The sequence below is a fragment of the Sphingobium sp. FW305-3-2-15-F-TSA7 genome (genome assembly GCF_058787155.1).
Genome location: NZ_JBYSZM010000022.1, coordinates 94,913 through 121,146, shown reverse-complemented (window position 1 = coordinate 121,146; position 26,234 = coordinate 94,913). Strand labels below are relative to the sequence as shown.

Sequence of the window (26,234 nt, the reverse complement as noted above, 5' to 3'; positions counted from 1 at the left end):
CCACCGAAGCGATCACCGCCGCCGCCGCCACCGCCGAAACGGTCACCGCCGACGAAGCCGCCGCCACCACCGCCGCCGAAGCGATCGCCGCCGCCGCCGAAACGACCACGATCCTCGTAGCCGCCGAAGCTTTCGTCGCCGAAACCGTCGCGCTTGTCCCTGCCACGACCGCCGCGCTCGCCGCGGCGTCCTCTATCGAAACTCATGCCCTGTTGGTCTTTCCCGGTTCGCCCCAATCCAATCAGAAGCTCGGCGCCGGGCGACGGACACAGAAATCTGGGCGCGAAAAAATGACACGCCATGATTCGTCATAAAGCAAAAAACACAACGCCGCGACATATTTCCTCTTGCCAATGTGATAGCGGCGCGAAGGGCCCTTGCCGCGACCGCGCGGGCCGTGCGATGGCTCCGTCCTATGACCGAAATCGCAGCACTTCTCGCCGATCCGGCCGCCTGGGCCGCTCTCGTGACTCTGATCGTCATGGAAGTGGTGCTCGGCATCGACAACCTGATCTTCATTTCGATCCTGTCGAACAAGCTGCCGCAGGAAACGCGGCAAAAGGCGCGGCGAATCGGTATCGCACTGGCGCTGATCATGCGCCTGGCGCTGCTTTCGATGATCGCCTGGATCGTCGGGCTGACCGCGCCGGTGTTCGATCTGGGCCTGGTCGGGCCGGTCGGAGCACATGGCGAACCCGCGTTCGAGACCAATTTCTCGTGGCGCGACCTGATCCTGATCGCCGGCGGGCTGTTCCTGCTGTGGAAAGCGACCAAGGAGATCCATCATTCGATCGATCCGGTGCCATCGGACCATGGCGTGCTCGACAAGAAACAGGTCGCGCAGCTCACCTTCACCTCCGCGATCGTCCAGATCCTGCTGCTCGACATGGTGTTCTCGATCGATTCGATCCTGACCGCGGTCGGCATGACCGAGCATGTCCAGATCATGTATGTCGCGGTGATCGTGGCGGTCGGCGTGATGCTGATCGCGGCGGACCCGCTGGCGGAGTTCATCAACCGCAACCCGACCGTGGTGATGCTGGCGCTCGGCTTCCTGCTGATGATCGGCGCGGTGCTGATCGCCGACGGCTTCGGCGTCCATGTGCCCAAGGGCTATATCTATGCCGCGATGGCCTTCTCCGCGCTGGTCGAGACGCTCAACATCGTCTCACGCCGCGCCCAGGCGCGCAAGGCCGGGCACGCGGCCGAAGACTCATCGCCAAGGATCGATTGAGCCGCCGCGTGGAAACGCGTAAGGCCGCGCCATGACTGTGCATTTCCACGAAGAAGATCTGCCCGCCGACGTGCTGGCCCCCGGCCCCGTCGCGGTCGATACCGAGACCATGGGCCTCATCACCCCGCGCGACCGGCTGTGCCTGCTCCAGATCTCCGACGGCGGCGGCGACGAGCATCTCGTCCGCTTCGCGCCGGGCAGCGACTATGCCGCGCCCAATCTGCGCGCGGTGCTCGCCGATCCGACACGGATCAAACTCTATCATTTCGCGCGCTTCGACCTCGCCGCGATCCAGCATTATCTGGGCGTCGTCGCTGCGCCGGTCTATTGCACCAAGACCGCGTCGCGGCTGGTCCGCACCTATACCGACCGCCACGGGCTCAAGGAGCTGGTCAAGGAGATCCTCCAGACCGACATCTCCAAGCAGCAGCAAAGCTCCGACTGGGGCGGCCCCGAGCTCAACGACGCACAGCGCGATTACGCCGCATCCGACGTGCGCTACCTGCACCGGCTGAGGACGGAACTCGACATCCGCCTCGCCCGCGAGGGCCGCACCGCGCTCGCCCAGGCCTGTTTCGACTTCCTGCCGCACCGGGCCGCGCTCGATCTCGAGGGCTGGCCCGAGATCGACATCTTCGCACATGTCTGAACGCGCCGATCGCTTCCGCGGGCAACGCCAGATCTGGGCGGCGCCCGGCGGATCGCATGATCGGCTGATCGGCTTTCTCGGCTGGCTGCTGCCGAGCGCGATCGGCGTGCTCGCCGCCTTTCTCGCGATCGCGCCGCTCGCGGTGCGCGGCGACATCAGCTTCGTCCTCGCCAAGGACAAGGTGGAGATCGCCAAGGAACGGATGCGCGTGACCCAGGCCACCTATCGCGGCGAGGACAGCAAGGGCCAGCCCTTCACGTTGACCGCGGGATCCGCGGTGCAGAAGACGTCGCGCGACCCGGTGGTCAACCTGTCGCGCCTGTCGGCATCGATCCGGCTGCCCGACGGCCCCGCCACCTTCAACGCCGATCAGGGCCGCTACGACATGAACCGCGAGACGGTGGCCGTCGACGGTCCCGTCCATTTCGCGGCGGCGGACGGATATCAGCTTGAAACATCGAACGTCGCGGTCGATCTGAAGAGCCGGAAAGTGACGAGCACCGGGCCGGTGCAGGGCAAGATGCGGCTCGGCACCTTCGAGGCCGGCCAGTTGCGCGCCGATCTGCCAAGCCGCACCGTCACGCTCGACGGCCGCGTGCGGATGCGGATCGTGCAGGGAGGGGTGAAATAGGATGAAGACCATGCGCACCATGATCCTTGCGGCGTTGACCGGCAGCGGAATCGCAGCCGCGACGATCGGCGCGCCGGCGCTCGGCCAGGCGCTGCGCAATCACAATGCCAGCGGCCCCGTCGACGTCGAAGCCGACCGGATCGAGGTACAGGACCGGTCCGATCGCGCGGTCTTTTCGGGCAATGTCCGCGTCCGCCAGGGCGGGATGACGCTCGATGCGGCGCGATTGACCGTCGCTTATGCCAATAGCGGCGGCGGTGGCGGTAGCGGCGGGGTCAACATCCAGCGGCTCGACGCATCGGGCGGCGTGGTGGTGCGCACCGCGACCGAAACCGCGCGCGGCAGCGTCGCGATCTACGACCTCAATCGCCGGCTGATCACCATGGTCGGCGGCGTCACGCTGGAACAGGGCGCCAATCGCGTCAATGGCGGCCGGCTGGTCATCGACCTTACCAGCGGCCGATCGGTGATCGACGGCAGCGCGGTGGGCGGCGGCGGCAATGTGACGAGCGGCGCCGGCGGACGCGTGACCGGCCGCTTCACCGTGCCGGAACGCAAGACGAACTGATCCGATCGCGCTGCGACGGCGGTCATCCCATTTCGACGAAGGTGCCCCATATCATCACCCTGAACTTGTTTCAGGGTCCATGCTCAAACGGGAGCGATGGTGCGGGTTGCGGCATGGATGCTGAAACGAGTTCAGCATGACGATGAAGTGCCCCTGGCTCTGCGGGATAAGCGCCGAACAAGTTCAAGGTGTCAGATAGCGGCTCTGGTCGTGTCGATTGCGCGCGCGGCCTGCAGGGTTCGCCAATGCGGCTTTGCCATGCGACGAATTTCTTGCATGCATGAATCTTGCCAATTGGCGAGGGCGTCGCATCTTGGTAACTCTCCGCGCGCATTGAAGCGGATCAGGTTCTGGGGTTGCCGGAAGGAACGGGCATGGACGACGCAGTGACGATGGAAGCGCCGATGACCGCGGAGGCCGCACGTGCGGTCACCAACGGGCTGGCGGTCGTCTCGATCGCCAAGGCCTATGACAAGCGCAGCGTCCTGTCCGACGTGTCGCTTTCGGTCGCGCGCGGCGAAGTCGTCGGATTGCTCGGCCCCAACGGCGCCGGCAAGACGACCTGCTTCTATTCGATCATGGGGCTGGTGAAGCCCGACAGCGGCCGCATCCTGCTCGACGGCGACGACATCACCGGCCTGCCTATGTATCGCCGCGCGATCCTGGGTCTGGGTTATCTTCCGCAGGAAACCTCGATTTTCCGCGGCCTCACCGTCTCGCAGAACATCATGGCGGTGCTCGAGCTCGCCGAGCCCGACAAGTCTGCGCGCGGCGGGCGGCTCGAACAGCTGCTCGACGAATTCGGTCTCGCCCGGCTGCGCGACGCGCCCGCCATGGCCTTGTCGGGGGGCGAGCGGCGGCGCTGCGAGATCGCGCGCGCGCTGGCGGCGACCCCGTCGATCATGCTGCTCGACGAGCCGTTCGCGGGCATCGATCCGATCTCGATCGCCGATATCCGCGATCTGGTGAAGGATCTGAAGAGCCGCGACATCGGCGTGCTCATCACCGACCATAATGTCCGCGAGACGCTCGACATCGTCGATCGCGCCTGCATCATCTATGACGGCCGCGTGCTCTTTGCGGGATCGCCCGAGGCGCTGGTCGCCGACGAGAATGTCCGGCGGCTCTATCTCGGCGAGGGCTTCGCGCTGTGAGGCGCCGCGACTAGCCATGGCGCTCGGCCCCCGCCTCGACCTTCGCCAGAGCCAGTCTCTGGTCATGACGCCGCAGCTTCAGCAGGCCATCCGCCTGCTGGCGCTGTCGAATCTGGAGATCGAGACCTTCATCGCCGAAGAGATCGACAAGAACCCGCTGCTCGAAAGCACGCCGGGCGGCGATGACGAACGTGCAGCACCCGAACCCTCGCCATCCGACGACGGCGGCGATTATGACGGCAGCGATTATGACGGCGGCGATGGCGGCGGTTCCGACGATTTCGAGCCCGTCACCGCCGACCGGCTGATCGAGGCGGGCGACGCCGCGGCCGACGCGCCGCTCGACGTCGATTACGGCGCCGAAACCTTCCATCATGACAGCGCGTCGGACAGCGGCCTCGACGGCGGGCTGGGCATGACCGGCGCGAGCGGTGCGGGCTTCGGCGAGGATGGCCCCGATTTCGAGGCGATGGCGGCTGGCGACCCATCGCTCGTCGATTATCTGCTGACCCAGGCGGGCGCCTGCCTGTCGGGCCAGGATTATTTCATCGCGACGCATCTCATCGATCTGATCGACGAGGCCGGCTATCTGACCGCAAGCCCGCTCGATGTCGCGCAGCGGCTCGGCATCGCGCTCCACCATGTCGAGCGCGTGTTGTCGGTCATCCAGACCTTCGACCCCACCGGCGTCGGCGCCCGCAGCCTGTCCGAATGCCTGGCGCTCCAGGCGAAGGAGGCCGACCGTTACGACCCGTGCATGGAAAGGCTGATCGCCAATCTCGACATGCTGGCGTCGGGCCGCATCGCACAGCTCCAGCGCATGTGCGGGGTCGACGACGAGGATATGGCGGACATGATCCGCGAACTCAGGGGCTATGATCCCAAGCCCGGCCTGCGCTTCGGCGGGGAACGCATCCAGGCGGTGGCGCCCGACATCTTCGTCGCGCAGCGCGGCACCGGCTGGGCGGTCGAGATCAACGGCGCGACGCTGCCGCGGCTGCTGGTCAACCGCCGCTATTATGCCGAATTGTCGGGGGGGCGGCAGGACAAGGGATCAAAGGCCTGGCTGTCCGAATGCCTCGCCAGCGCCAATTGGCTGGTCAAGGCGCTCGACCAGCGCCAGCGCACCATATTGAAGGTCGCAAGCGAACTGGTGAAGCAGCAGCATGATTTCTTCACCCATGGCGTCGCGCATCTCAAGCCGCTGACGCTGCGCATGGTCGCCGACGCGATCGGCATGCATGAATCGACGGTCAGCCGCGTCACCAGCAACAAATATCTGAGCTGCGCGCGCGGCATGTTCGAGCTCAAATATTTCTTCACCAGCGCGATCCAGTCGTCCGATGGCGGCGATGCGGTGTCGGCCGAAGCGGTGAAGAGCCATATCAAGGCGCTGATCGTCGCGGAGGATCCGGCCAAGATCCTGTCCGACGACACTCTGGTCGACCTGCTGCGCGCCAAGGGCTTCGACATCGCACGCCGTACGGTGGCGAAATATCGCGAAGCGATGGGCATCGGCAGCTCGGTGCAGCGGCGCCGGCAAAAGGCGTTGCAGGGCAAGGCAGCCTAAAGGGCACCAGCTGCAACAAGCGCCGTTTGTGGCGTTCGGACAATTCACCCTGCGATCGTTCCCGAAACGGATCGACAGCGCTTTCCAACCGTTGTGCCGCTGTGCTTCACTCTCACCATATCGATATTTCCGAGAAGGCCTTTCCATGACAATTCGCCAGACAATGCTCTGCGGTGCCGCCTTCGGCATCGCGGGACTAGCCCTGTCCGCCATCCCCGCATCGGCCGAGGAAGGCATGTGGACCTTCGACGCCTTTCCCACCGCCAAAGTGCGCAAGGATCTGGGCTGGGCGCCCGACAAGGCCTGGCTCGATACGGTCCGCGCATCGGCGGTGCGGCTGACGGGCGGTTGCTCGGCATCGGTGGTGTCGCCGCAGGGGCTGGTGCTGACCAACCATCATTGCGTCATCGCCTGCGTCCAGGACCTGTCGACCGACAGGACCGACTATGTCCAGGCGGGCTTCACCGCGCGTGGCCGTGAGGACGAACGCAAATGCCCGGGCCAGCAGGCCGAGATCGTCACAGCGATCACCGATGTGACGCCCCGGCTGAAGACCGCGATCGGCGGCGCGACCGGCGAGGCACTGGTCCGTGCCGAGACCGCGGCGATCGCGCGAATCGAGAGCGAGACCTGCACCGATGGCGCCACCCAGCGCTGCCAGGTGATCAAGCTCTATGGCGGCGGCCAGTACAAGCTCTACCGCTATCGCAAATATAGCGATGTCCGGCTGGTCTTCGCGCCCGAATTCAAGGCGGCGTTCTTCGGCGGCGATCCCGACAATTTCAATTTCCCGCGCTATGCGCTCGATGTCGGTTTCCTCCGGCTCTACGAAAATGGCCGGCCGGTCGCGGCGGACAGCCACCTGCGCTGGAATCCCGCGGCACCGAAGGAAGGGGATGCGACCTTCGTCGTCGGCAACCCCGGCAGCACCCAGCGGCTCTTCACCCAGGATCAGTTCGCGCTGCGCCGCGACGTGATCTTCCCGCTGACCGTGCCGCTGATGTCCGAATATCGCGGCCGATTGATCGCGGCGATGGAGGGCGACAAGGAACGCACTCGCACCGGCGCGGACACATTGTTCGGCATCGAGAACAGCTACAAAGTCTATGTCGGCCAGTCGCAGGCGCTGCGCGATCCCGGTTTTTCGGGCACGCTGGCGGCCAATGAGGCGCGGTTGCGCGCCGCGGTCGCAAAGGACGCAAAGCTCAGGCGCCAGATCGGCGATCCCTGGGCAAGCGTGGCAAAGGCCGATGCCGCCTATCGCGACTTCTATGCCGATTATTACCTGCTCGAAGCCAATGCGGGCTATGGCTCCACACTCTATGGCTATGCGGAGATGCTGGTCCGCGCGGCGACCGAGCGCGAAAAGCCCGATGCCGAGCGGCTGCCCGGCTATTCCACTTCGCGCCTGCCGCTGCTGGAAAAGGAACTGACCGACGAACGGCCGGTCTATCCCTGGCTCGAAAGACTGACTCTGTCCTTCTGGCTGTCCAAGACGCGCGAGATCCTGACCGTCGACAATCCCGACGTGAAACGCGTGCTGGGCAAGGAATCGCCCGAGGCGCTGGCCGAGCGGCTGGTGGCGGGCAGCAGGCTGGCCGACCCCAGGGTCCGCAAGCGGCTGTTCGACGGAGGCATCGCCGCGATCCGCGCGTCGGACGATCCGCTGATCCGCTTCTTCCTGGTCAACGACGAGCGCGGCCGCACATTGGCGCGCCGTTACGACCGCGAGGTCGGCGGCCCGATCACCGCCGCGCAAACCAGGCTCGCGACCGCGCGCTTCGCGGCCTATGGCGACAGCGTCTATCCCGACGCGACCTTCTCGCTACGCATCTCCTATGGCCGCGTGAAGGGCTGGACCTATCGCGGCACCGCCGTGCCGCCCTTCACCTATATCGGCGGCCTCTACGATCGCGCGACCGGCGCCGACCCGTTCGAAGCCGCGCCCAAATGGCTGGCGGCGCAAAGCCGGATCGCCAAGGGGACCGTCTATGATTTCGTCACGACCAACGACATCATCGGCGGCAATTCGGGATCGCCGGTGATCGCGCGCGACGGATCGGTGATCGGCGCGGCGTTCGACGGCAATATCCATTCGATCGGCGGCAGCTATGGCTATGATCCGGCGCTCAACCGCACCGTCATCGTCTCGAGCGCGGCGATCACCGAGGCACTGAGGACGGTCTATGATGCCGACCAGCTGCTCAAGGAACTGAACGGCGGATAGGCGTTCCCGTCTCGTTCGATATCCGTTGGATATCAATCGATCGAACGATATCGACGGCGTGACGTCACGTCGCTCCGGGCCGCTTGCGGTCGTGCTTTGCGGCGGCCGCATTCGTGCTTTCGCGTGCGCGACATTCCGTCTAAGAGTCATCACATCCCCGGGGGACCCTGCGCACAGGGTTGAGAGGCGTCTGAACCGGACGCGACCCGCCGAACCTGATCCGGCTGACACCGGCGTAGGGAGGGAGCGCGGCCTCAACCTCCGCTCTCTTTCCCCAATTGGAGAAGAGAGACATGGCCGACATTCCCGCCCGTACCGAGCTGAAGGTGACCACCGGTCCGATCCGCGGCAGCCGCAAGATCCATGTCGGCCCGCTGGGCGTCGCGATGCGCGAGATCGATCTGGAGCCCAGCTCGGGCGAGCCGCCGCTGCGCGTCTATGACTGTTCGGGCCCCTATACCGATTCCAAGGCCAATATCGACATCATGGCGGGCCTGCCCGAACTGCGCCGCGACTGGATCCGCGGCCGCGGCGATGTCGAGGAAGTGCTCCAGCGCGAAGTGAAGCCCGAGGATAACGGCATGTCCGGGCCCGACCGTTCGGGCGGCGTCCAGCCCTTTCCCAATGTCCGCCGCAAGGTGCTGCGCGCCAGCCCCGGCGCCAATGTCAGCCAGATGCATTATGCGCGCAAAGGCATCATCACCCCCGAGATGGAATATGTCGCGATCCGCGAGAATATGGGCCGCGCCCAGCTCAAGGATCATATCCGCGACGGCAATGATTTCGGTGCGTCGATCCCCGATTTCGTGACGCCGGAATTCGTCCGCGACGAAGTCGCCCGCGGCCGCGCGATCATCCCGTCGAACATCAACCATCCCGAATCCGAGCCGATGGCGATCGGCCGCAATTTCCTCGTCAAGATCAACGCCAATATCGGCAACAGCGCGGTCGCATCGGACGTGGCGGCGGAAGTCGACAAGATGGTCTGGTCGATCCGCTGGGGCGCGGACACGGTGATGGACCTGTCGACCGGCCGCAACATCCACGACACGCGCGAATGGATCCTGCGCAACTCGCCGGTGCCGATCGGCACGGTGCCGATCTACCAGGCACTGGAAAAGGTCGGCGGCATCGCCGAGGACCTGACCTGGGAGATTTTCCGCGACACGCTGATCGAACAGGCCGAGCAGGGCGTCGATTATTTCACCATCCATGCCGGCGTGCGCCTGCCCTATATCCCGATGACCGCGAAGCGTGTCACCGGCATCGTCAGCCGCGGCGGATCGATCATGGCGAAATGGTGCCTCAGCCATCACCGCGAGAGCTTCCTCTACGAGCGGTTCGAAGAGATTTGCGAGATCATGAAGGCCTATGACGTCGCCTTCTCGCTGGGTGACGGCCTGCGCCCCGGCAGCATCGCCGACGCCAACGACGAAGCGCAGTTCAGCGAGCTCGCAACGCTGGGTGAGCTGACCCAGGTCGCGTGGAAGCACGACATCCAGGTGATGATCGAAGGCCCCGGCCATGTGCCGATGCACAAGATCAAGGCCAATATGGACAAGCAGCTCGAGGCGTGCGGTGAGGCCCCCTTCTACACGCTCGGGCCGCTCACCACCGATATCGCACCCGGCTACGATCATATCACCAGCGCGATCGGCGCGGCGATGATCGGCTGGTTCGGCACGGCGATGCTCTGCTATGTTACGCCCAAAGAGCATCTGGGCCTGCCCGACCGCGACGACGTCAAGGTTGGTGTGGTCACCTACAAGCTCGCCGCCCACGCCGCCGATCTCGCCAAGGGGCATCCCGCCGCCAAATTGCGCGACGATGCGCTGAGCCGCGCACGCTTCGAATTCCGTTGGCGCGACCAGTTCAACCTGTCGCTCGATCCCGACACGGCCGAACAATATCACGATCAGACGCTGCCCGCCGAAGGCGCCAAGACCGCGCATTTCTGTTCGATGTGCGGTCCCAAATTCTGCTCGATGAAGATCACGCAGGAAGTGCGCGACTTCGCGGCGAAGCAGAATACGGGTGCGGAAGACTTCATCGCCGCGACGCCGATCGCGGAGGCCGACGCCGAAGCGGGCATGGCCGAGATGAGCGAGAAGTTCAAAGAACAGGGCGGGGAGATTTACCTGCCGGCGACCTGATCCTATTCTTCCCCGGGCGGCCGATGCATGGCCACCCGGGGAGCGGGATCATGAGATACGCGACAATCGCTGCAGCGACGGTTATCGGCCTGATCGCTGCCGCACCTTCATCGGCCAAGCGCGACCCTGCACATGTGCTGATGCCCGAGGATGCTTCCACCCGCGCGGTGCTGGAGCATTGGGGTTTCTCCGAAGCCGTCGTGCATGGCGATACCGTCTATCTGTCGGGCGTGGTTGCGCGCCTGGCTCCGGGCGAGACCGATCCCGCCGCTGCCTATGACAGAGCTTTTCGTGCAATCGGCGGCATCCTCGAACGCGCCAATTCGAGCTGGGACGATGTGGTGGAGATGACCACTTACCACACCGATGTTCCCGCACATATCGAGGGCTTCCGCGTCGTGAAGGACCGCTATGTCAAGGCGCCCTTCCCGGCCTGGAGCGCGATCGACGTCGACCGGCTGGTGCCGGATGCCGGCCTGGTCGAGATCAAGGTCGTGGCAAAGACTCGTCCCGCCCCGGCATCCCGCCGATGAAAGCCATGCTATCTTAACGCGCCGCCCGCCCGCATCCGCGTCGCATAATAGAGCAGCAGGATCGACACGGCCCACAGCGCCGCGGTGAACGCCCAGTTGCCCGGTGTCTTCAGGCTTTCAGGCATGTCCGACACACCGAACTGATAGATCGTCCCGATCACCAGCCCTGCCAGCGACACCGTAAAGGCATGGACCGCCCAGCGGCTGCGCAACAGCAGCAGGATCGATCCGGCAAGCGCGCCCCAGACGCCGAGCGCCCAGGCGATGTTCATCCAGATCGGGAAGCTGTCGAACCAGGCGATCTGTTCGGGCGTGAAGCTGGCGAGATAGTCCGCATTGCGTGTCTTGCTCATCATATAGTCGATGATGCCGCCGCAATTCCAAAGCAGGCTGAGCACGCCCACGACCCAGAGATGCCAGGGCCGTGCCGTCGATTGTCCCTCCGTCATGGTCTTTCCCCCTCCCAGACAGGCGCCCGTCATAGCACGGAACGCATGCCGACGCACGCAGGGGGGCGCTTTGGGGGCAGGCGGCTATTGCGCGGCGTTCGCCCAGGGCTTCACGACATTGCCGCCCTTCATCACGAAGCGGACGCGCTCCAGTTCGGTGACGTCGGACAGCGGATTGCCGGAGACCGCGATGATGTCGGCATAGCGTCCGGCCTGCACCGAACCGACATCGGCGGGCGCGCCGAGCAATTCGGCAGCATTCACCGTGGCGGCGCGGATCGCGTCCATCGGCGTCATGCCCGCGCTCACCATCAGCGCGAATTCCTGGCCGTTGGTGCCATGCGGCGCCATGCCCTGATCGGTGCCGAAAGCGATCTTCACGCCGGCACGATAGGCCGCGCCCAGATTGCGGATGGTGATCGGGCCAACCTCCAGCGCTTTCTTGGCGGAGGATGGCGGCAGCGAGTCCGGGCGCGCCTTGGCGATCTTCACGACGGTATCCGCGACCAGCAGGGTCGGCACCAGCCAGGTGCCATGTTCCTTCATCACCTTGTACGCGGCGGCATCGCCGAACGAGCCATGCTCGATCGAATCGACGCCGAGCGCGGACGCGCGGACGATGGCATCCTGGCCATGCGCGTGCGCGGCGACGCGCATGCCGAGCCGGTGGGCGGTATCGACCACCGCCTTGATCTCCGCATCGGTCATCAGCGTGGCGTTGGGATCGTCGCCGATGCTGAGCACGCCGCCGCTGGGCATGATCTTGATCAGGTTCACGCCGTCGCGGTGCATCTGGCGGACGATGCGGACGGCCTCATCGGGTCCGTCGACCACCTGGTTCTCGGCATGGAGATCGAGATCGGTGCGAATGCCGTTCTGCGGATCACCATGGCCGCCGCTGGGGCCGAGCGGATGGCCCGAGACCCAGAGGCGCGGCCCGACAATCGCGCCGTTGGCAATCGCGCGCTTCAGCGCGACGACGACGCCGGTATCGCCGCCGACGTCGCGCACCGTGGTGAAGCCCGCGTCGAGCGTCCGCCGCGCATAGGCGACCGACTGATAGGCGGTATCGAGCTCGCTGGTGGTGAAGCGTTCGGCGATCGGATTCTTGCCGCTATATTGGCCGGTGATGTGATCGTGCATGTCGATCAGGCCGGGCAGCACGGTGGCCGACGACAGATCGACGATTTCCGCGCCCGCTGGCGTGACGAAGCCCGCCTGCACGTCGACGATGCGATCGTCCTTGATGACGATCGAGACCTTTTCGCGCGGCTGGGTCGAGGCGCCGTCGATCAGGCGGCCGGCATGGATGACGACATCGCGCGCCAGCGCCGGAGCGGTGATCGTGCACAGCGCAAGCGCCGCGGCGCCGAACCGGAAGGTCTTGGAAACGGTCATGGGAACTCCAGGAAATGGGGGCATCCGGAGATGCCCCCTTATTCGATTGCCGATGATCAGAAGCGGGTACGGAAATTCGCACCGATCGTGCGCGGCGTCGCGCTGTTGACCAAGGTGCGGCTGACCGCGATCGCGCTCGACGTGGCACGGGTGATCGCCGTGCTGTCGAAGAGATTGGTCACGAACAGATAGGCGCCCCAGCGATTGTCCGGCCCCTCGACGCCCAGGCGCAGATTGGCGAGCTGGTAATTGTCGATATAGCGCGTGAAATTGACCGTGGGCTGGCCGCTCGGGCGGAAGTCCGAATAGGATCCGCCGACGGTGTTGGCGTCGATCCGGGCGAAACCCGACAGCGTGTCGCTGAGCGCCCATTGATATTGCGCGGCGATGCCCGCCGAGAATTTGGGCACATAGGGAATACGATCGCCCTTCAGGCCCGGCGCGCTGACATTGGCATTGGCCTGGTTCTCGCGCAGCTTGGCATCGATATAGGATGCGTTGCCGGTGATCGAGAAACCCTCGGCCGGCCGGATCGTCGCTTCGACCTCCAGACCGCGCACACGCGCCTTGCCGGCATTGGTGATGAACGCGAAGGCGCCATTGGGCGTACGTCCGGTGATCTGCATGTCGCTCCAGTCGATCTGGAAAGCGTCGATGTTGAGGGTCAGGCGCCGGTCGAACAGCGTGTTCTTCAGGCCGATCTCGTAGTTCCACAGGCTGTCCGACGTATAGGGCGTCAGTTCCTGCGCCAGACCGATGACCTGGTTGGCGCCGCCCGGGCGGAAGCCCTGCGCGGCCTCCGCATAGAGCATCACGTCGGGCGTGATCTTGTACGAGGCGTTGAACTTGAACGCGGTGCCGTCCTCGGAGGAATCGACGAAGGAAAGCGGGCGAACCACCGCACCCACCAGGATCGACCCGATCGTCGTCTGGCCGCTGATGTCCTTGTCGTACTTGAAGTAGCGCGCACCGGCGGTCAGGTTCAGCTTGTCGGTGACGTCATACGAGAATTCGCCGAACACCGCGACCTGGCGCAGGCTGTCGTCGATGAAGCGGATCGTCGCGATCTGCTGCGGCTCGATGACCCGCCCGGTGACCGGATCGGTATTGACCTGCGGATTGGCGACATGGGTGTCGCGATCCGAGAAGAAGCCGCCGACCGTCCAGTTGAACGGGCCGCTGCCGTCGGAGCTGAGGCGCAACTCGGCCGTCCAGCTCGACATGGTCTGCTGCGGATAGAGCGCCGAGCTCGATTGCGAATCGACCAGCGCGAAATAGTTGGTGAGCTGGGTTGGCGTACAGGCCGCACCGCCGCCGACGCGCGCCGCGCAACCCGCCGCCGTCCGCGTCGAGCGGATGAAGCGCGACACGTCGGATATGGCATCGAGGTCACGCTCGAGATAGGAGACGATGCCGGTCAGCGTCACACCGCCGAAATCGTAATTGGCGGTGAGGCTGTAGAGTTCCAGATCGTCGCGGACCGGCTGGCGGGTCAGCGCGTCCGACTTGAACTTGCCCGAAGTGAGCGTCCAGGCATTGGTGTCGGTGCGCGAGCGGTTGATATAGGCGGCCGCGTCGATCGTCAGATCCTCAGTCGGCCGCAGACGCACGAGCAGGCGCCCGCCATAGCTCTTCTGATCGTTGATATTCTCGATGTTGAGCGTGGTGTTGTCGATATAGCCTTCGGCGTTGCGATAGAAACCGACCGCACGAACCGCGATCTTGTCCTCGACGACCGGCAGGTTGACCATCGCGCTGCCTTCGTAGTTCACGCCGCCGCCGCGCGTGCTCGACAGGCTGACATCGGCCGCCACCTCGGTATCGAATTTCGGCTTTTCGTAGATCACGCGCAGCGTGCCGCCCATCGATCCGGAGCCATAGAGCGTGCCCTGCGGCCCGCGCAGCACTTCGACGCGCTCGACGTCGAACAGGCGCAGTTCGGGGGTCGATCCGCCCGCGTCATTGCCCGCACCGATCGCGCCGGTGACCGGGGTTTCGTCATAATAGGTGCCGACGGTCGGCTCGCCCGCGGCCTGGATGCCGCGGATGACGACGCGGCGGCTCGACGGGCCGCCATCGACGAAGGTCAGACTGGGCACCGACGCGTTCAGATCCGCGATGCTCTGCACACCCGAATTCGCGATCGTGTCTCCGGTCACCGCCGAGATCGAGATCGGCGTTTCCTGGAGATTGGTGCTGCGCTTCAAGGCGGTGACGACGATCTCGTCCTCATAGCCGGTGGTCGCGGTCGCCGTTTCCTGCGCGAATGCCGTGCCGCTCGCACCGGCCATTGCCGTGGCGGCAAGCAGCATGACGCGATAGCGGCCGACACTCACCGATTTGAATCCGATACCCACCATTTGTCTTCTCCCTGTTATCCCATCTTCCGACGGCGGATCGCTCCACCGTCACCTATTCAACCGAGACCGGCACGGCATTGCGCATCGGAGGCGACTGCCCCCAATGGCTCATGATCCGAAACTGTCTGGATTCCCCTCCGGTCGACGACTGCCCAATTCGGACGCCCCATATTGTTCCGACTGAAGACGATGTTCGACCCAGCGCGCCCACGCCCCTGCTGCATCGAGCCTGTCGCAGCCCGATTGGAGGGTCAATATAAATCATGCGGCATCGGCCGCCGATCGATGCCCGGATTGCGCTTTCCGGTTTGTTGAGGACATTTAAGTGCATTCGGGCAACAGTTTTTGCGCCAAACGCAACGGTCCGTGACATGTAACGCAATATCCGCTGCAACATATGCGCACTTGTCTCATTTGTGACGAAAACAAGTTGCGCTCCACGACGGAAACGGGAAACCATCGGACGCCTGACCGATCCCGCGCGGCAGCGTTGCAGCGTGGTGGCCGGCCGGGATCTTCACCGAACGGGTGCCGCCGGCAAAAGGCGCATCATCACGAAAAAAGGGGCAGCGGGTGGCAGGAAAGACAGTGCTGGGTGCAGCAATCGGAGCATTGCTGATGACGACCGCGTCGGCACAGACGGCTTCGGCTCAGACGATGGATCCGGACTTCGCGAAAGCCGTGAAGGACTGGACGACCAAGCCGGAATTCATGAGCCCGCTGGTCGACCATCTGCCCGCATCGACGACCATCCCGTCGCCCAAGGCCGTGCTGGGCAATCATGTCGGCGCGCCGAACACGCTGCATTATTACGACCAGATCATCGGCTATTACCGCGCGCTCGCCGCCAAATCGCCGCGCGTGAAGATCATCGAGATCGGCAAGTCCGAGGAAGGCCGCGAAAATGTGGTCGTGATGATCTCGTCGGAGGAGAATCTGGCGAAGCTCGACAGCTACAAGAAGAATCTCGCGCTGCTCGCCGATCCGCGCAAGCTGAGCGCGGCCGATGCGCCGGGCGTGATCGCGGCGACCAAGCCGATCTATCATCTGTCCGGCGGCCTCCACAGCGCGGAGACCGGCCCGCCCGAAATGTTGATGGAGCTGGCCTATCGCCTGCTGACCGAGGACAGCCCGATGATCCAGGGCATCCGCGACAATCTGGTGGTGGCGATCAGCCCGGTGCTCGAGGCCGATGGCCGCGACCGCTATGTCGACTGGTATTACCGCAACCTGATCGACGAGAAGGACGACCGCAACAAGCCCGGCGGCCCGCCCTATTGGGGCAAATACATTTATCACGACAATAATCGCGACATCAATTTCTCTGACGTCAGCGCCCGCCACCTGATCAAATATTATCTCGAATGGCACCCGCCGATCATGCACGAGCTGCATGAATCGGTGCCCTTCATGTACACCTATAGCGGGCAGGCGCCGCAGAACCCCGACCTCGATCCGATCCTGTTCGGCGAACTGCCCTGGTTCTCCAATTTCGAGATGGCGCAGCTCACCAAATACGGCATGCCGGGCGTTTGGACGCACGGCTTCGTCGATGCGTGGACGCCGGGCTATCTCGCCTTCATGGCATCCAACCATAACGGCATGCTGCGCATGTACGAGACCTTCGGCAATGGCGGCGCCACCACCATGCTGCGCCACGTCGCCCCCGAAGTGCAGAGCAGCGTGCGCGGCGGCGACTGGACCAAGCGCGACTGGTACCGGCCCTCCCCTCCGTACAAGGAGGTCGTCTGGTCGATGCGCAACAACACCAATTACATGCAGACCGGCGTACTCACCGCGCTCGATCTGGCGGCACGCTTTCCAGGCACGATCCTCGAGAATTTCTACAAGAAGAGCGCCAACGGCATCGAGGCCGGCAAGACGAAGGCGCCCTATGCCTATATCATCCCGGCCGGCCAGGCGGATCCGAGCCGCATCGCCTTCGTCACCAATGTGCTGCAGCTCCAGGGTATCGAGATCGGCCGCGCGACCCAGCCGGTGAAGGTGAAGGAAGGCAGCTATCCCGCCGGATCGCTCGTCATCAAGCTCGACCAGCCCTATGGCCGGCTGGCGAAGATGCTGCTCAAGAAGCAGGACGATTACCCGGATGAAAACCTGACCACTTACGACGACGCGGCGTGGACGATGGGCATGATGACCCATACCGACATCGTCGAAGTGGCGGACAAGGCGGCGCTCGATCTGCCGGTGACCCCGGTCGAACGTTTCGTGCCGCAGGGCCGGATGCCCGCGGCCGGCGCACGCACCTATGCCGTGCTCGATCATGGCTCGGTCGGCATGGCGACCTTGCGCTTCCGGTTGAAGGACGCCGGTGTGCGGATCGCCGAGACCGAATTCAAGGCGGGCGGCAAGACCGTGCCCGCCGGATCCTTCCTGGTCGATGGCGCGGCCTATGCCACGCTGAAGCCGGCGGTGGAACAGTTCGGGCTCGAAGCGATCGCGGTTTCGGGAACGCCCGACGTCAAGGCGCATGACAGCGTGTTGCCGCGCACCGCGGTGTTCAGCACCTGGGGATCGAGCGAGAAAGTGGGCTGGCTGCGCTATGCGTTCGACCAGCATGAGACGCCCTATGACCTGATCTACAAGGAACAGGTGCGTGCCGGCGATCTGCGCGCCAAATACGACGTGATCATCCTGCCGACCCAGGGACGCTCGACCAAGGATATCGTGTTCGACGTGCCGGTGAAGGGCAAGCCGCTGGCCTATACCAAGACCGACAAGTTCCGGTATTCGGGCGATTACGGATCGAGCGAGGATATCCGCGGCGGCATGGGCCTGGAAGGCATGGTGGAGCTGCGCAAGTTCGTCGAACAGGGCGGCACGCTGATCACCACCGGCGACGCAAGCGCGGTGCCGGTTGAGTTCGGATTGCTCGATGACGTCACCGTCACCCGGACCGCCGGCAATTTCTATGCGCCCGGCCCGATCGTCACCGCCAAGATACTGCGTCCCGCGAACCCGGTCTTTTACGGCTATGACGAAACGACGATGCCGGTGCGCTGGGCGTCGAACGCCCTGCTGGGGGTGCCGGTGCGGCTGAAGGACCGCGTGCTGATGCAGTTTCCCGGCGGCAAGGAAGGCGTGCTGAGCGGCTTCATGCGCGGATCCGACCAGGTGAAGGACCGCCCGGCGATCATCAACGTGCCGCAGGGCCAGGGCCGCATCCTGATGTTCGCGACCAATCCGATCTGGCGCTGGCAGAATCTGGGCGAGTTCCGGATGCTCTACAACGCCGTGATCAACTGGAAGCAGCTTGGGCTGACCGATGTGGCGCCGCCGGGCCCGCCGCCGATCACCGCACCCTGACGCGAAGCGCGGGGGGGGGGAGGCAATGCTCCGCCCGCGCCCGACGATTGAGAGAGATGGAATGACGGACGATCGCTTCACATTAAACCGGCGCGGCTTCGCGCTGGCCACCGCCGGCCTGGCGGTTGGCGCGCTCGCCCCCGGCGCCGCGCGTGCCGCAGCGGCCGCAACGCCCGCCATTCCACCTGCGATCCGCGCGCTCTACGACAAGGCGATCGTGATCGATGCGCTGGCATCGCCCGACACATGGAACGTCCCCTTCCCGCCGCCCGGCGAGATGACCCAGGCCAAGCTCGACCAGGTGCGTGCATCGGGCATCACCGCGATCAACCTGACCGTGGGCAAACCCGGCAATCTTGCCGCCACGCTGCAGGAAATCGCGACGTGGCTGCAGCATATCGAGCGCCATCCCGATTATTTCCGGCTGGTGAAGACGCATGCCGACATCGCCGCCGCCAAGGCCGAGAAGAAACTCGGCATCATCTTCGGTTTTCAGGGCATGGGCATGATCGGCGACGATCTGAGCCTGATCGACAGCCTGGGCGGGCTGTGGGTGAAGATCATGCAGCTCACTTATAACGACCGCAACTTATTGGGCGCCGGCAGTTCGCTGCCCGACAGCGAGGGACTGACTCCGCTGGGCCGCGAGGCAGTGGCGCGGATGAATGCGCGCGGCATTCTGGTCGATACCGGCCATGCCAATGCGCGCACCGCGCTCGACGCCGTGGCCGCCTCCACCCGGCCGATCACCTGTTCGCACACCGGCGCGCGTGCCATATTCGCCAGCCAGCGCAATCAGCCCGACACGGTGCTGCGCGCGATCGCGGACAAGGGCGGAGTCGTCGGCCTGTATCTGATGCCTTTTCTGGGCAATGACCCCGTCGCGGCGTCACGCGCCCTGTTCGTCCGCCATCTGCGCCATGCGCTGGCCATATGCGGCGAGGATCATGTCGGCATCGGCACCGATCAGAGCATCACCCCGGTCGACATCTCCCCGGCCTATATGGAGATCGTCCGCAAGACCGCCGAGGCGCGGCAGAAAGCGGGCATCGGCGCACCGGGCGAAGGCGACAGTCCGATCGCGGTCCCTGATCTCAACAGCGCACGCCGGATCGAGATCATCGCCGCCGAACTCGACCGCGCCAAATATCCGCCGCGGGTGATCGAGAAAGTGATCGGCGGCAATTTCGATCGGCTGTTCAAGGATATCTGGCAGGCCTGACGCCATGACGCACCCGGCCGTTGCCGGCCGGGTTGCGCCGCGCGAAGCCGTCAGGCCCCGGCCTCAGTCGAGGAACTCGGCGGGCACCTTTCCGCCATTTGCGGCGAGTTCCTGAATCACGCGCCGGTGCAGCCAGATGTTCATTTCGGCACTGCCGTCGAGCGCGCCGGCATAGCAAAGTTCCTGGGCGAGCTCCTTGCGTTCGGCAAGGCTGGCATCCAGGCCGATCAGCTTCATCAGATCGACGATCGATGTTCGCCAGTTGAGCTGCTGGCTGGACTTTGCGGCAAGATCGTTGAGGATCGCCTCGACATCGACGACGCTGACCGCGGGGTTGGCGACGGGCGCGGCCTGGACCACGGGCGCTTCGGCGGGTGCCGCCTGGGGCGCCGGCACAGGTGCTGGCTCGGCCTTCTTTCCGAAAATCGCATCCTTGATCTTGCTGAAGATACCCATTGTCGGTCCTCTCGATAACACGCCCGAGTCTTCGGGCTGGACCAAGTGTGTCGCGCGATTTGATGACAAGCAATCTATCGTCGAAAAAAGACGATGCATGCGCGGCTATCGTCGATATGCTCGCCTCACCCTGATCGAGAGGATTGCCATGAACATCGCCGATATTCTGAAGCAGACCGGCGCGCTGGATTCGATTTCGCGCGAACTGGGTGTCGATACAGGCACCGCCCAGGCCGGCGCGGCGGCGCTGCTGCCGGCGATCCTGGGCGGATTCAAGAACAATGCGCAGGCGCAGCCCGACGGGCTCGGCGGACTGATCGGGATGATCGGCGGCATGGGCGGCGGCGGACTGCTCGAGTCGGTGCTGGGCCAGCAGGCGACTCCGGTCGACCAGGGCAACGACATTCTCGGCCAGATCTTCGGATCGAAGGATGTCAGCCGCCAGGTGGCGGGCAGTGCCGCGGCCTCGACCGGGATCGACCCGGGCATCCTCAAGAAGATGCTCCCGATCCTCGCCATGGCGGTCGCCGGCTATATGTTCCGCCAGAACAATGCGGGCCAGGGCGATGAGACCGCCCAAAGCGGCGGCCTTGGCGGCATGCTCGGCAATGTGCTGGGCGGAATGCTCGGTGGCGGACAGCAGGCGCCGCAGGCCGCACCTGCGGGCGGCGGGCTGGGCGGACTGACGTCGATGCTCGACCTGGACGGCGACGGCAATCCGCTCAACGACATCATCGGCATGGCGGGCAAGCTGCGCGGGTAATACCAAGATGCGATGAGCTTGACTCATCGCATCTTGGTGAAGCCCGCGCGGCGCCTGAGCGTTCCAAGGTGCGGATGCGTCAGCATCCCTGCACCTTGGTACAAGGCGGCGGGCCCGGCCGATGCCGGGCCCTACCGACCTCCGGTTCAGCCCGGCTTCTTCTTCCAGCGATAGAATTCGACGGTGTAGCCGCCGGGATCCTTGACGAGGAAGCCGTTGACGAACGGGTGGGTTCCCTTGGGATCGAAATGCTTGATGAAGTCGGCCTGTTTCGCCTTCATCCGCTCATACCATTGCTCGACCTGATCGGTCTCGATGCTGACCATCACCGCCTTGCCTTCGGTCGCCTTGTGGAAACCGTTCTTGCCGTCGACCAGGCCGACATAGGAATGCTCGGTCACCTGGTAGAATTTGACCCAGGGTTCGTCGAAGGTCTTTTTCAGCCCCAGCACATTGCCGTAAAATGCGTCGGCGGCCGCGACATCGGCATAATAGAGGAAAGTGACCTGGTTGTTGAGCGGCGGGTGCTGCGCTTCGGTGGCGGCGGCATCGCCCTGCGCCAGGGCCGCGGGCATCGCCATCGTCAGCAGCAGGCCGGCGGCGGCGAGTCGGGTAATCGTCTTCATAGCCATTGATCAGAACCTCTTGGTCAGGTTGACGCCAATTTCGCGTGGTCGATTGGTGAACACAATGTCCGAACGCTGCGAGCTCGTGGCGCGCGTGACCTCCGCGCGCTTGTCGAACAGGTTCGCGACGAACAGGGCGGCGCTCCAGTCGCCGCCGTCCAGCCCGGCGCGCAGATTGACCAGCGAGTAAGCGGGCTGGCGACGGTAGTTGACAAGATCGCGCGGATTGAACGCCGTGGTCGAGGATCCGACATAAGCATAGTCGAACCGCAACTGGCCGCGATAATCGGCACCGGGAATATCGAAGCCATATTGCGCCGCGAAATTGCCCGAGAAGCGCGGCTGTCCCGGAACCTTGTCACCCTTGACCCCCGGCACCGTGCCGGGCGGCGGCGTTTCGGTCTGGTTGCGGCTGATCTCGGCATCGGCATAGTTGAACCCGGCGGTGAGATCGAGGCCACGCGCCGGCTGGAAAGCCAGTTCGGCTTCGAGCCCCATCACCCGGATCGAGCCGGCATTGGCGACATAGCTGAAATTGCAAACATCGTCGCGGACGCGCAGCTGCGCATCGGTCCAGTCGGTATAATAAGGCGTGACGTTGAACGAGCCGCGACCATTGGCGAAACCGAGCTTCGCACCCGCCTCGTACGTCCACAGATTGTCCGAACCGAAAGCCCGCAGCTTGAGGCATGAGGGGTTGTTGCTGATCCCCAGCTCGTTATTGCCGCCCGCGCGAAAGCCCTGCGCCGCCTGCGCATAGAGCAGCAGGTCCTTCGATGGTTCATAGGACAGGTTGAACTTGTAATTGATCCCGGAATCGCGCGAGCGTGTCCTGGGGGCAAGGCCGCTGCCGGGCACATTGCCGTTGCAGCAACTGTACAGCAGATTGCTCTGTTCCTCGATCTCGAAGCGGAACCAGCGTGCGCCGCCCGTGACGGTGAGCGTGTCGGACAACGCGTAGGACAACTCGCCGAACGCCGAGTAATTCTCGATGACGCCGTCGATCGTGCGGCCGAGATAGACGATCCGCCCCGCCGAGAGATCGGGCTCGCCAAGCGGCGTCGCGCTTTCGACCACGCTGGTGAAATGGCTTTTCTCTTTCTGGTAATAGAGGCCGGAGATCAGGCTGAACGGTCCGTCCCATGCCGAGGAGAAACGCAGTTCGTTGCTCCAGATGCTGCGGCTCTGCGGCTGGGTCAGGATCGAGCGGACGCTTTCGCGCGGGCGTTTGAGCAGGTCGGCGATGATGATCGTCGCGTCGCTGTTATAATCGATGTCGCGATCGAAATAGGAGGAGGTCGCCAGGATCGATCCGAAGCCCAGGTCGTGATCGAGCGTGACGTTGAAGGCGGTGATCTTATCCTTCCACGGGATCTTCACATAGGACGGGAATTTCAGGTCGCCCACCAACGGATCGAAGCCCGACCGCCCATTCGATTTGGTCTGCTGATAGAGGCCGCTGGCGGTCAGCACCGTCGCCTCGCCCAGCTTGAGCCGCGCGGACAACCGGCCCCCCTGGGTCTTTTCGTCGTTGATGCCCTTGAGGCCCAGCAACGGATTGTCGACGAAGCCGGCTTCATCGCGCAGATAATAGACGCCGCGCAGCGCGAACCGGTCGGTCACGACGGGCAGGTTGATCATCGCATTCACCCGGAAGCTGGCACCGCCATGGCGCGTTCCCGAGACGGTGCCGTCAACCTCGCCTTCGAAACGGTCGAGCTTGGGCTTGTTGGTGATCATCCGGATCGTCCCGCTCATCGAGCTCGCGCCGTAGAGCGTGCCCTGCGGTCCGCGCAGCACCTCGATCCGCTCCATGTCGTAAAGCTTCGGGTCGGGCTGGCGGCCGCCGCCATCCTGCCGGTTGTTCCCGGTCATGACGATCTCGTCGAAATAGAGCGCGGTGGTCGCCGCCCCGACCGACTGGATGCCGCGGATGATGTATTTCTTGTCGCCGGGCCCCTGATCCTGCACCGCGAGGCCGGGCACCGAGCGCGACCAGCCGATAAAGCCGTCGGCGCCCATCTGCTTCAGCCTGTCGCTGCCGATCGCGGCGATGCTCATCGGCACGTCCTGGATCGACTGCTCGCCGCGCTTGGTGGCGGTGACGATGATTTCCTGCGGTTCCGCTTCCTCGGATTGCTGCGCGAACGCCGGCACAGGCGCGAGCATCGTCGAGGCGAGCAGCGCCAATATCGCGCTGCGCTCCGGCCGACAGGGCATGATTGAAGCCATCCTCGTCTCTCCCCTTTTGTATGTATTCTCATATGAATTAGTATGAGAAAAACGGAGAGTCAATTGGGCGGCGACGGCCATGCTCGGTGCCAGAGTCGATCCGGTTCAGATTGAACCGGATCGACTCTGAGTTTCCCTTGTTCGTCGCGATTTAGCTTCGCTGGCCTGCGGCTCCGAGCCGGCAGGTGATTCCACCTGTCTCGAAATCACTCTAGTAAAAGCGGGATTGGAAGGGGTTGCAGTTCGCGCCGCGTCAGGCGGGCTGATCGATCCAGCGAAAGAATTCGACGAAATAGCCGCCGGGATCGCGGACGCGGAACTCGGTGGTGCGTCCGCGGCATCCCGGCTGGAATCCGTCGTCCAGTCCGGCCGAGCCCGCGGCCTTGAGCCGGCTGTGCCATTGCTCGAGCTCTTGGGTCTCGATTGAGAGCGTCGCGCCCTTGTTCAGACCCTGGATGGGACGCTGGCTGCCGCTCACCGCATCGACCAGGCCGAGACTATGGCCGGGGCCGACGCGCATCAGCACCAGCCAGTCCTGGACCAGATAGGGCTCGAATCCGATGACGTCCCGATACCAGCGCACTGCGGCATCGAGATCGTCATAATAGAAGAAGGTGATGGCCCCGGCGATGTCGGGCCTGTCCACCGCCGGACGCGTCATCGCGCCGCTGCTGCGATCATTGGTAGAAATCGATATTCTGTTCGATGCGGTTGAGCGTGACGCGCAGCGTATCGAGTTCGGCGCGCGAGAGCCCGGCCAACGCCTCCTGCTGATGGCGATAGGCGGTCAGCAGGATCGCCTCGAGCTTTTCGATCCCCGCCGGGGTCAGCGTCACTTCGGTCGCGCGCGAATCCTCGGTCGAGACCTGGCGCATCGCGAGTCCGTCGGCCTCCAGCTGCATGATCACGCGGCTGACGGTGGGCTGTTCCATCAATGCCTGTTCGGCGATCTTGCCGATGGTGAGCGTTCCGTAGGAGCGCAGCACGCTCATCACCCGCCAGCGCGACGGCTTGATGCCCTGGCTGCGCAACCGCGTCTGCAATCGCTGGTCAAGCCGGTTGGTCAGCCGATAGAGATGATAAGGAAGATAGTCGTTGAGCCAGCTGTTGCCGGCCTGCGCGTCTTCCTCGATCGATCGCGTATTTTCGCGGGGCTTTTGCGGCTTCGTCACGGCGGGCAACTTATAGCAACTATTGCGCTGGTCAATCGTGCAAACTGTCCTTACAAATCATGAAACATATATAAATGCATATTTATCGGGAGGAATGATGTCGGACGGAACCCCCGCACGCGAACAATGGTCGTCACGCCTGTCGTTCATCTATTCGATCGGTGCCGCTGCCATCGGCCTGGGCACGCTCTGGCGCTTTCCCTATGTTGCCGGCGCCAATGGCGGCGGCGCGTTCGTCATCCTCTATGCACTGTTCGTGATCGCGCTCTGCGTGCCGTTGATGATCGCCGAAATGGCGATCGGCCGGCGTGGCCATGGCAGCGTGATCACCAGCGTCGACCGCGCGATCGCGGCAAGCGGCGGGTCTCGAGGCTGGCGGGTCGTCGGCATGCTCGCGCTGCTGATCCCGTTCTTCGGGCTCAGCTATTACAGCATCGTCGCGGGCTGGGCGATCGACTATAGCATCGTATCGGTAACGCAGGGCTTTGTCGGCTTCGATGCCGAGCGATCGCGCGCCACCTTCGAGGCGCTGACCGCGTCGCCCGTCCGCGGCGGACTGCTCCAGCTCGGCTTCATCATGGCGGCCGCCACAGTCGTGGCGCTGGGCGTGCAGCGCGGGATCGAGACCGTGTCACGGATCAAGATGATCGCGCTGTTCGCGATCCTGATCGGCCTGGTCATCTACAATGCGATCACGATCGGGTTGATGCCCAGCGCCCTGTTCCTGCTGAAACCCGATTTCGCGGCGCTGGGCGCGACCGGCGCACTCACCGCGTTCGGCCAGGCGCTGTTTTCGACCGCGATCGGCGCGGGCGTGCTGATGACCTATAGCGCCTATCTGCCGGCGGGCGCCTCACTGCCGCGCTCGTCCTTCGCGCTTTCGGGCGGCGTGATCGTCGTCGCGCTGCTCACCGGCTTCGCGATCTTCCCCGCCGTGCTCGCCTATGGCCTCAAGCCTGCCGAAGGCCCCAACCTGATCTTCGTCACGCTGCCGGTGGTGTTCGGCCAGATGGCGGGGGGACGGATCATCGCGATCTTCTTCTTCGGGCTCATCGCATTGGGCGCCTTCACCACCGCGGTCGGCATGCTCGAGCCCGTGGTCGCCTGGCTGCGCGAAAAGGTGAAGCTCGGCCGCACGCCGCTCGCCGTCGGCGCCGGGCTGGTGATCTGGCTGATCGGCCTACCGTCTCTGCTGTCGTTCAACATATTGGCGGATTTCCATCCGCTCGCGGCGTTCGGCGCAGAGGGCAAGACGGCGTTCGACCTGCTCGATTTCACCATCGCGAACCTGATGATGCCCGCCAGCGCGCTTCTGCTCGCGCTGTTCGTCGGCTGGCAGTGCAGGGCGATTGTGGGGCCTGAGGAGACCGATCTCGGGGTGAGCGGCTTCAGGCTCTGGGCGTTGATCGTGCGCTATGCCGCGCCCCTCGCCATTCTCGGCCTCGCCATACATCTGCTCGCGTAGAAGATGCTATACATATAGTCATCTTCATATATATATGCATGCATA

The 26,234-nt window shown here is 64.4% G+C and carries 21 protein-coding genes, 1 pseudogene and 1 riboswitch; of the genes and pseudogenes, 13 read left to right on the top strand and 9 right to left on the bottom strand.

Annotation, left to right across the window (positions count from 1 at the left end; genetic code table 11):
* A pseudogene (locus tag AC3WN8_RS18000) lies at positions 1-206 on the bottom strand (cold-shock protein); the annotation flags it as partial.
* Between the two features lie 209 nt (positions 207-415).
* Here AC3WN8_RS18000 and AC3WN8_RS17995 point away from each other — a divergent pair.
* From AC3WN8_RS17995 to AC3WN8_RS17955, 9 genes are all read left to right on the top strand, one after another.
* On the top strand, positions 416-1,234 hold the full coding sequence (locus tag AC3WN8_RS17995; RefSeq protein WP_492670842.1) for a TerC family protein: 819 nt from the start codon (positions 416-418) through the stop codon (positions 1,232-1,234).
* Positions 1,235-1,265: 31 nt separating this feature from the next.
* Positions 1,266-1,883, top strand: a complete 618-nt coding sequence (locus tag AC3WN8_RS17990) for a ribonuclease D (RefSeq protein WP_492670841.1) — start codon at positions 1,266-1,268, stop codon at positions 1,881-1,883.
* Positions 1,876-2,514, top strand: coding sequence for an LPS export ABC transporter periplasmic protein LptC (gene lptC, locus AC3WN8_RS17985; RefSeq protein WP_492670840.1), 639 nt, complete (start codon positions 1,876-1,878; stop codon positions 2,512-2,514). The genes AC3WN8_RS17990 and lptC overlap by 8 nt, the downstream gene beginning before the upstream one ends.
* 10 nt (positions 2,515-2,524) lie before the next feature.
* Complete coding sequence (locus AC3WN8_RS17980) at positions 2,525-3,082, top strand: LptA/OstA family protein (protein ID WP_492670839.1); 558 nt, start codon at positions 2,525-2,527, stop codon at positions 3,080-3,082.
* 374 nt (positions 3,083-3,456) lie between these two features.
* On the top strand, positions 3,457-4,236 hold the full coding sequence (lptB, locus tag AC3WN8_RS17975) for an LPS export ABC transporter ATP-binding protein (RefSeq protein WP_492670838.1): 780 nt from the start codon (positions 3,457-3,459) through the stop codon (positions 4,234-4,236).
* Between the two features lie 16 nt (positions 4,237-4,252).
* Positions 4,253-5,806 carry an RNA polymerase factor sigma-54 gene (gene rpoN / locus AC3WN8_RS17970; protein ID WP_492670837.1) on the top strand — a complete coding sequence of 518 codons (1,554 nt, stop codon included), beginning with the start codon at positions 4,253-4,255 and terminating at the stop codon, positions 5,804-5,806.
* Between the two features lie 145 nt (positions 5,807-5,951).
* Entirely contained in the window at positions 5,952-8,033 is a 2,082-nt protein-coding gene (locus AC3WN8_RS17965) for a S46 family peptidase (RefSeq protein WP_492670836.1), read from the top strand.
* 148 nt (positions 8,034-8,181) lie between these two features.
* A riboswitch (TPP riboswitch) is annotated at positions 8,182-8,292 on the top strand.
* A gap of 34 nt (positions 8,293-8,326) precedes the next feature.
* Positions 8,327-10,186, top strand: coding sequence for a phosphomethylpyrimidine synthase ThiC (gene thiC, locus AC3WN8_RS17960; protein WP_492670835.1), 1,860 nt, complete (start codon positions 8,327-8,329; stop codon positions 10,184-10,186).
* A 50-nt stretch (positions 10,187-10,236) separates the two neighbouring features.
* Complete coding sequence (locus tag AC3WN8_RS17955) at positions 10,237-10,719, top strand: RidA family protein (protein ID WP_492670834.1); 483 nt, start codon at positions 10,237-10,239, stop codon at positions 10,717-10,719.
* Between the two features lie 8 nt (positions 10,720-10,727).
* Here the strand turns inward: AC3WN8_RS17955 and AC3WN8_RS17950 are convergent, their stop codons facing one another.
* The 3 genes from AC3WN8_RS17950 to AC3WN8_RS17940 form a co-directional block, all read right to left on the bottom strand.
* Positions 10,728-11,168, bottom strand: coding sequence for a hypothetical protein (locus AC3WN8_RS17950; protein WP_492670833.1), 441 nt, complete (start codon positions 11,166-11,168; stop codon positions 10,728-10,730).
* A gap of 84 nt (positions 11,169-11,252) precedes the next feature.
* Positions 11,253-12,566, bottom strand: a complete 1,314-nt coding sequence (locus AC3WN8_RS17945) for an amidohydrolase family protein (protein WP_492670832.1) — start codon at positions 12,564-12,566, stop codon at positions 11,253-11,255.
* A gap of 56 nt (positions 12,567-12,622) precedes the next feature.
* A complete protein-coding gene (locus AC3WN8_RS17940) occupies positions 12,623-14,926 on the bottom strand; it encodes a TonB-dependent receptor (RefSeq protein WP_492670831.1) in 2,304 nt (767 codons plus the stop codon).
* A gap of 618 nt (positions 14,927-15,544) precedes the next feature.
* On the opposite strand from AC3WN8_RS17940, the gene AC3WN8_RS17935 reads away from it, so the two are divergent.
* Both AC3WN8_RS17935 and AC3WN8_RS17930 read left to right on the top strand, forming a co-directional pair.
* Positions 15,545-18,253, top strand: a complete 2,709-nt coding sequence (locus tag AC3WN8_RS17935; protein ID WP_492670830.1) for a M14 family zinc carboxypeptidase — start codon at positions 15,545-15,547, stop codon at positions 18,251-18,253.
* Between the two features lie 61 nt (positions 18,254-18,314).
* Complete coding sequence (locus AC3WN8_RS17930; RefSeq protein WP_492670829.1) at positions 18,315-19,475, top strand: dipeptidase; 1,161 nt, start codon at positions 18,315-18,317, stop codon at positions 19,473-19,475.
* Between the two features lie 63 nt (positions 19,476-19,538).
* Here AC3WN8_RS17930 and AC3WN8_RS17925 read toward each other — a convergent pair whose 3' ends face one another.
* On the bottom strand, positions 19,539-19,931 hold the full coding sequence (locus AC3WN8_RS17925) for a DUF3597 domain-containing protein (protein WP_492670828.1): 393 nt from the start codon (positions 19,929-19,931) through the stop codon (positions 19,539-19,541).
* A 148-nt stretch (positions 19,932-20,079) separates the two neighbouring features.
* Here AC3WN8_RS17925 and AC3WN8_RS17920 point away from each other — a divergent pair, with 148 nt between their 5' ends.
* Positions 20,080-20,694, top strand: a complete 615-nt coding sequence (locus AC3WN8_RS17920; protein WP_492670827.1) for a DUF937 domain-containing protein — start codon at positions 20,080-20,082, stop codon at positions 20,692-20,694.
* Between the two features lie 146 nt (positions 20,695-20,840).
* Here the strand turns inward: AC3WN8_RS17920 and AC3WN8_RS17915 are convergent, their stop codons facing one another.
* From AC3WN8_RS17915 to AC3WN8_RS17900, 4 genes are all read right to left on the bottom strand, one after another.
* The gene (locus AC3WN8_RS17915) at positions 20,841-21,326 is read right to left on the bottom strand and encodes a VOC family protein (RefSeq protein WP_492670826.1); all 486 of its coding nucleotides are present in this window, start codon (positions 21,324-21,326) and stop codon (positions 20,841-20,843) included.
* Between the two features lie 3 nt (positions 21,327-21,329).
* Positions 21,330-23,552 (bottom strand): TonB-dependent receptor, encoded by a 2,223-nt coding sequence (locus AC3WN8_RS17910; RefSeq protein WP_492670825.1) that lies wholly within the window; start codon positions 23,550-23,552, stop codon positions 21,330-21,332.
* Between the two features lie 253 nt (positions 23,553-23,805).
* Positions 23,806-24,213, bottom strand: coding sequence for a VOC family protein (locus AC3WN8_RS17905; RefSeq protein WP_492670824.1), 408 nt, complete (start codon positions 24,211-24,213; stop codon positions 23,806-23,808).
* 16 nt (positions 24,214-24,229) lie between these two features.
* Positions 24,230-24,724, bottom strand: coding sequence for a MarR family winged helix-turn-helix transcriptional regulator (locus tag AC3WN8_RS17900; RefSeq protein ID WP_492670823.1), 495 nt, complete (start codon positions 24,722-24,724; stop codon positions 24,230-24,232).
* 97 nt (positions 24,725-24,821) lie between these two features.
* On the opposite strand from AC3WN8_RS17900, the gene AC3WN8_RS17895 reads away from it, so the two are divergent.
* Positions 24,822-26,189: a sodium-dependent transporter gene (locus tag AC3WN8_RS17895; protein ID WP_492670822.1), complete on the top strand. Its 1,368-nt coding sequence runs from the start codon at positions 24,822-24,824 to the stop codon at positions 26,187-26,189.
* The last annotated feature ends 45 nt before the right edge of the window (positions 26,190-26,234 follow it).

Excerpts from the sequence above, each read along its gene's own strand:
- AC3WN8_RS17995 (WP_492670842.1), top strand. The coding sequence starts at position 416 with ATGACCGAAATCGCAGCACTTCTCGCCGATCCGGCCGCCTGGGCCGCT.
- AC3WN8_RS17990 (WP_492670841.1), top strand. The coding sequence starts at position 1,266 with ATGACTGTGCATTTCCACGAAGAAGATCTGCCCGCCGACGTGCTGGCC.
- lptC (WP_492670840.1), top strand. The coding sequence starts at position 1,876 with ATGTCTGAACGCGCCGATCGCTTCCGCGGGCAACGCCAGATCTGGGCG.
- AC3WN8_RS17980 (WP_492670839.1), top strand. The coding sequence starts at position 2,525 with ATGCGCACCATGATCCTTGCGGCGTTGACCGGCAGCGGAATCGCAGCC.
- lptB (WP_492670838.1), top strand. The coding sequence starts at position 3,457 with ATGGACGACGCAGTGACGATGGAAGCGCCGATGACCGCGGAGGCCGCA.
- rpoN (WP_492670837.1), top strand. The coding sequence starts at position 4,253 with ATGGCGCTCGGCCCCCGCCTCGACCTTCGCCAGAGCCAGTCTCTGGTC.
- AC3WN8_RS17965 (WP_492670836.1), top strand. The coding sequence starts at position 5,952 with ATGACAATTCGCCAGACAATGCTCTGCGGTGCCGCCTTCGGCATCGCG.
- thiC (WP_492670835.1), top strand. The coding sequence starts at position 8,327 with ATGGCCGACATTCCCGCCCGTACCGAGCTGAAGGTGACCACCGGTCCG.
- AC3WN8_RS17955 (WP_492670834.1), top strand. The coding sequence starts at position 10,237 with ATGAGATACGCGACAATCGCTGCAGCGACGGTTATCGGCCTGATCGCT.
- AC3WN8_RS17950 (WP_492670833.1), bottom strand. The coding sequence starts at position 11,168 with ATGACGGAGGGACAATCGACGGCACGGCCCTGGCATCTCTGGGTCGTG.
- AC3WN8_RS17945 (WP_492670832.1), bottom strand. The coding sequence starts at position 12,566 with ATGACCGTTTCCAAGACCTTCCGGTTCGGCGCCGCGGCGCTTGCGCTG.
- AC3WN8_RS17940 (WP_492670831.1), bottom strand. The coding sequence starts at position 14,926 with ATGGTGGGTATCGGATTCAAATCGGTGAGTGTCGGCCGCTATCGCGTC.
- AC3WN8_RS17935 (WP_492670830.1), top strand. The coding sequence starts at position 15,545 with ATGACGACCGCGTCGGCACAGACGGCTTCGGCTCAGACGATGGATCCG.
- AC3WN8_RS17930 (WP_492670829.1), top strand. The coding sequence starts at position 18,315 with ATGACGGACGATCGCTTCACATTAAACCGGCGCGGCTTCGCGCTGGCC.
- AC3WN8_RS17925 (WP_492670828.1), bottom strand. The coding sequence starts at position 19,931 with ATGGGTATCTTCAGCAAGATCAAGGATGCGATTTTCGGAAAGAAGGCC.
- AC3WN8_RS17920 (WP_492670827.1), top strand. The coding sequence starts at position 20,080 with ATGAACATCGCCGATATTCTGAAGCAGACCGGCGCGCTGGATTCGATT.
- AC3WN8_RS17915 (WP_492670826.1), bottom strand. The coding sequence starts at position 21,326 with ATGGCTATGAAGACGATTACCCGACTCGCCGCCGCCGGCCTGCTGCTG.
- AC3WN8_RS17910 (WP_492670825.1), bottom strand. The coding sequence starts at position 23,552 with ATGGCTTCAATCATGCCCTGTCGGCCGGAGCGCAGCGCGATATTGGCG.
- AC3WN8_RS17905 (WP_492670824.1), bottom strand. The coding sequence starts at position 24,213 with ATGACGCGTCCGGCGGTGGACAGGCCCGACATCGCCGGGGCCATCACC.
- AC3WN8_RS17895 (WP_492670822.1), top strand. The coding sequence starts at position 24,822 with ATGTCGGACGGAACCCCCGCACGCGAACAATGGTCGTCACGCCTGTCG.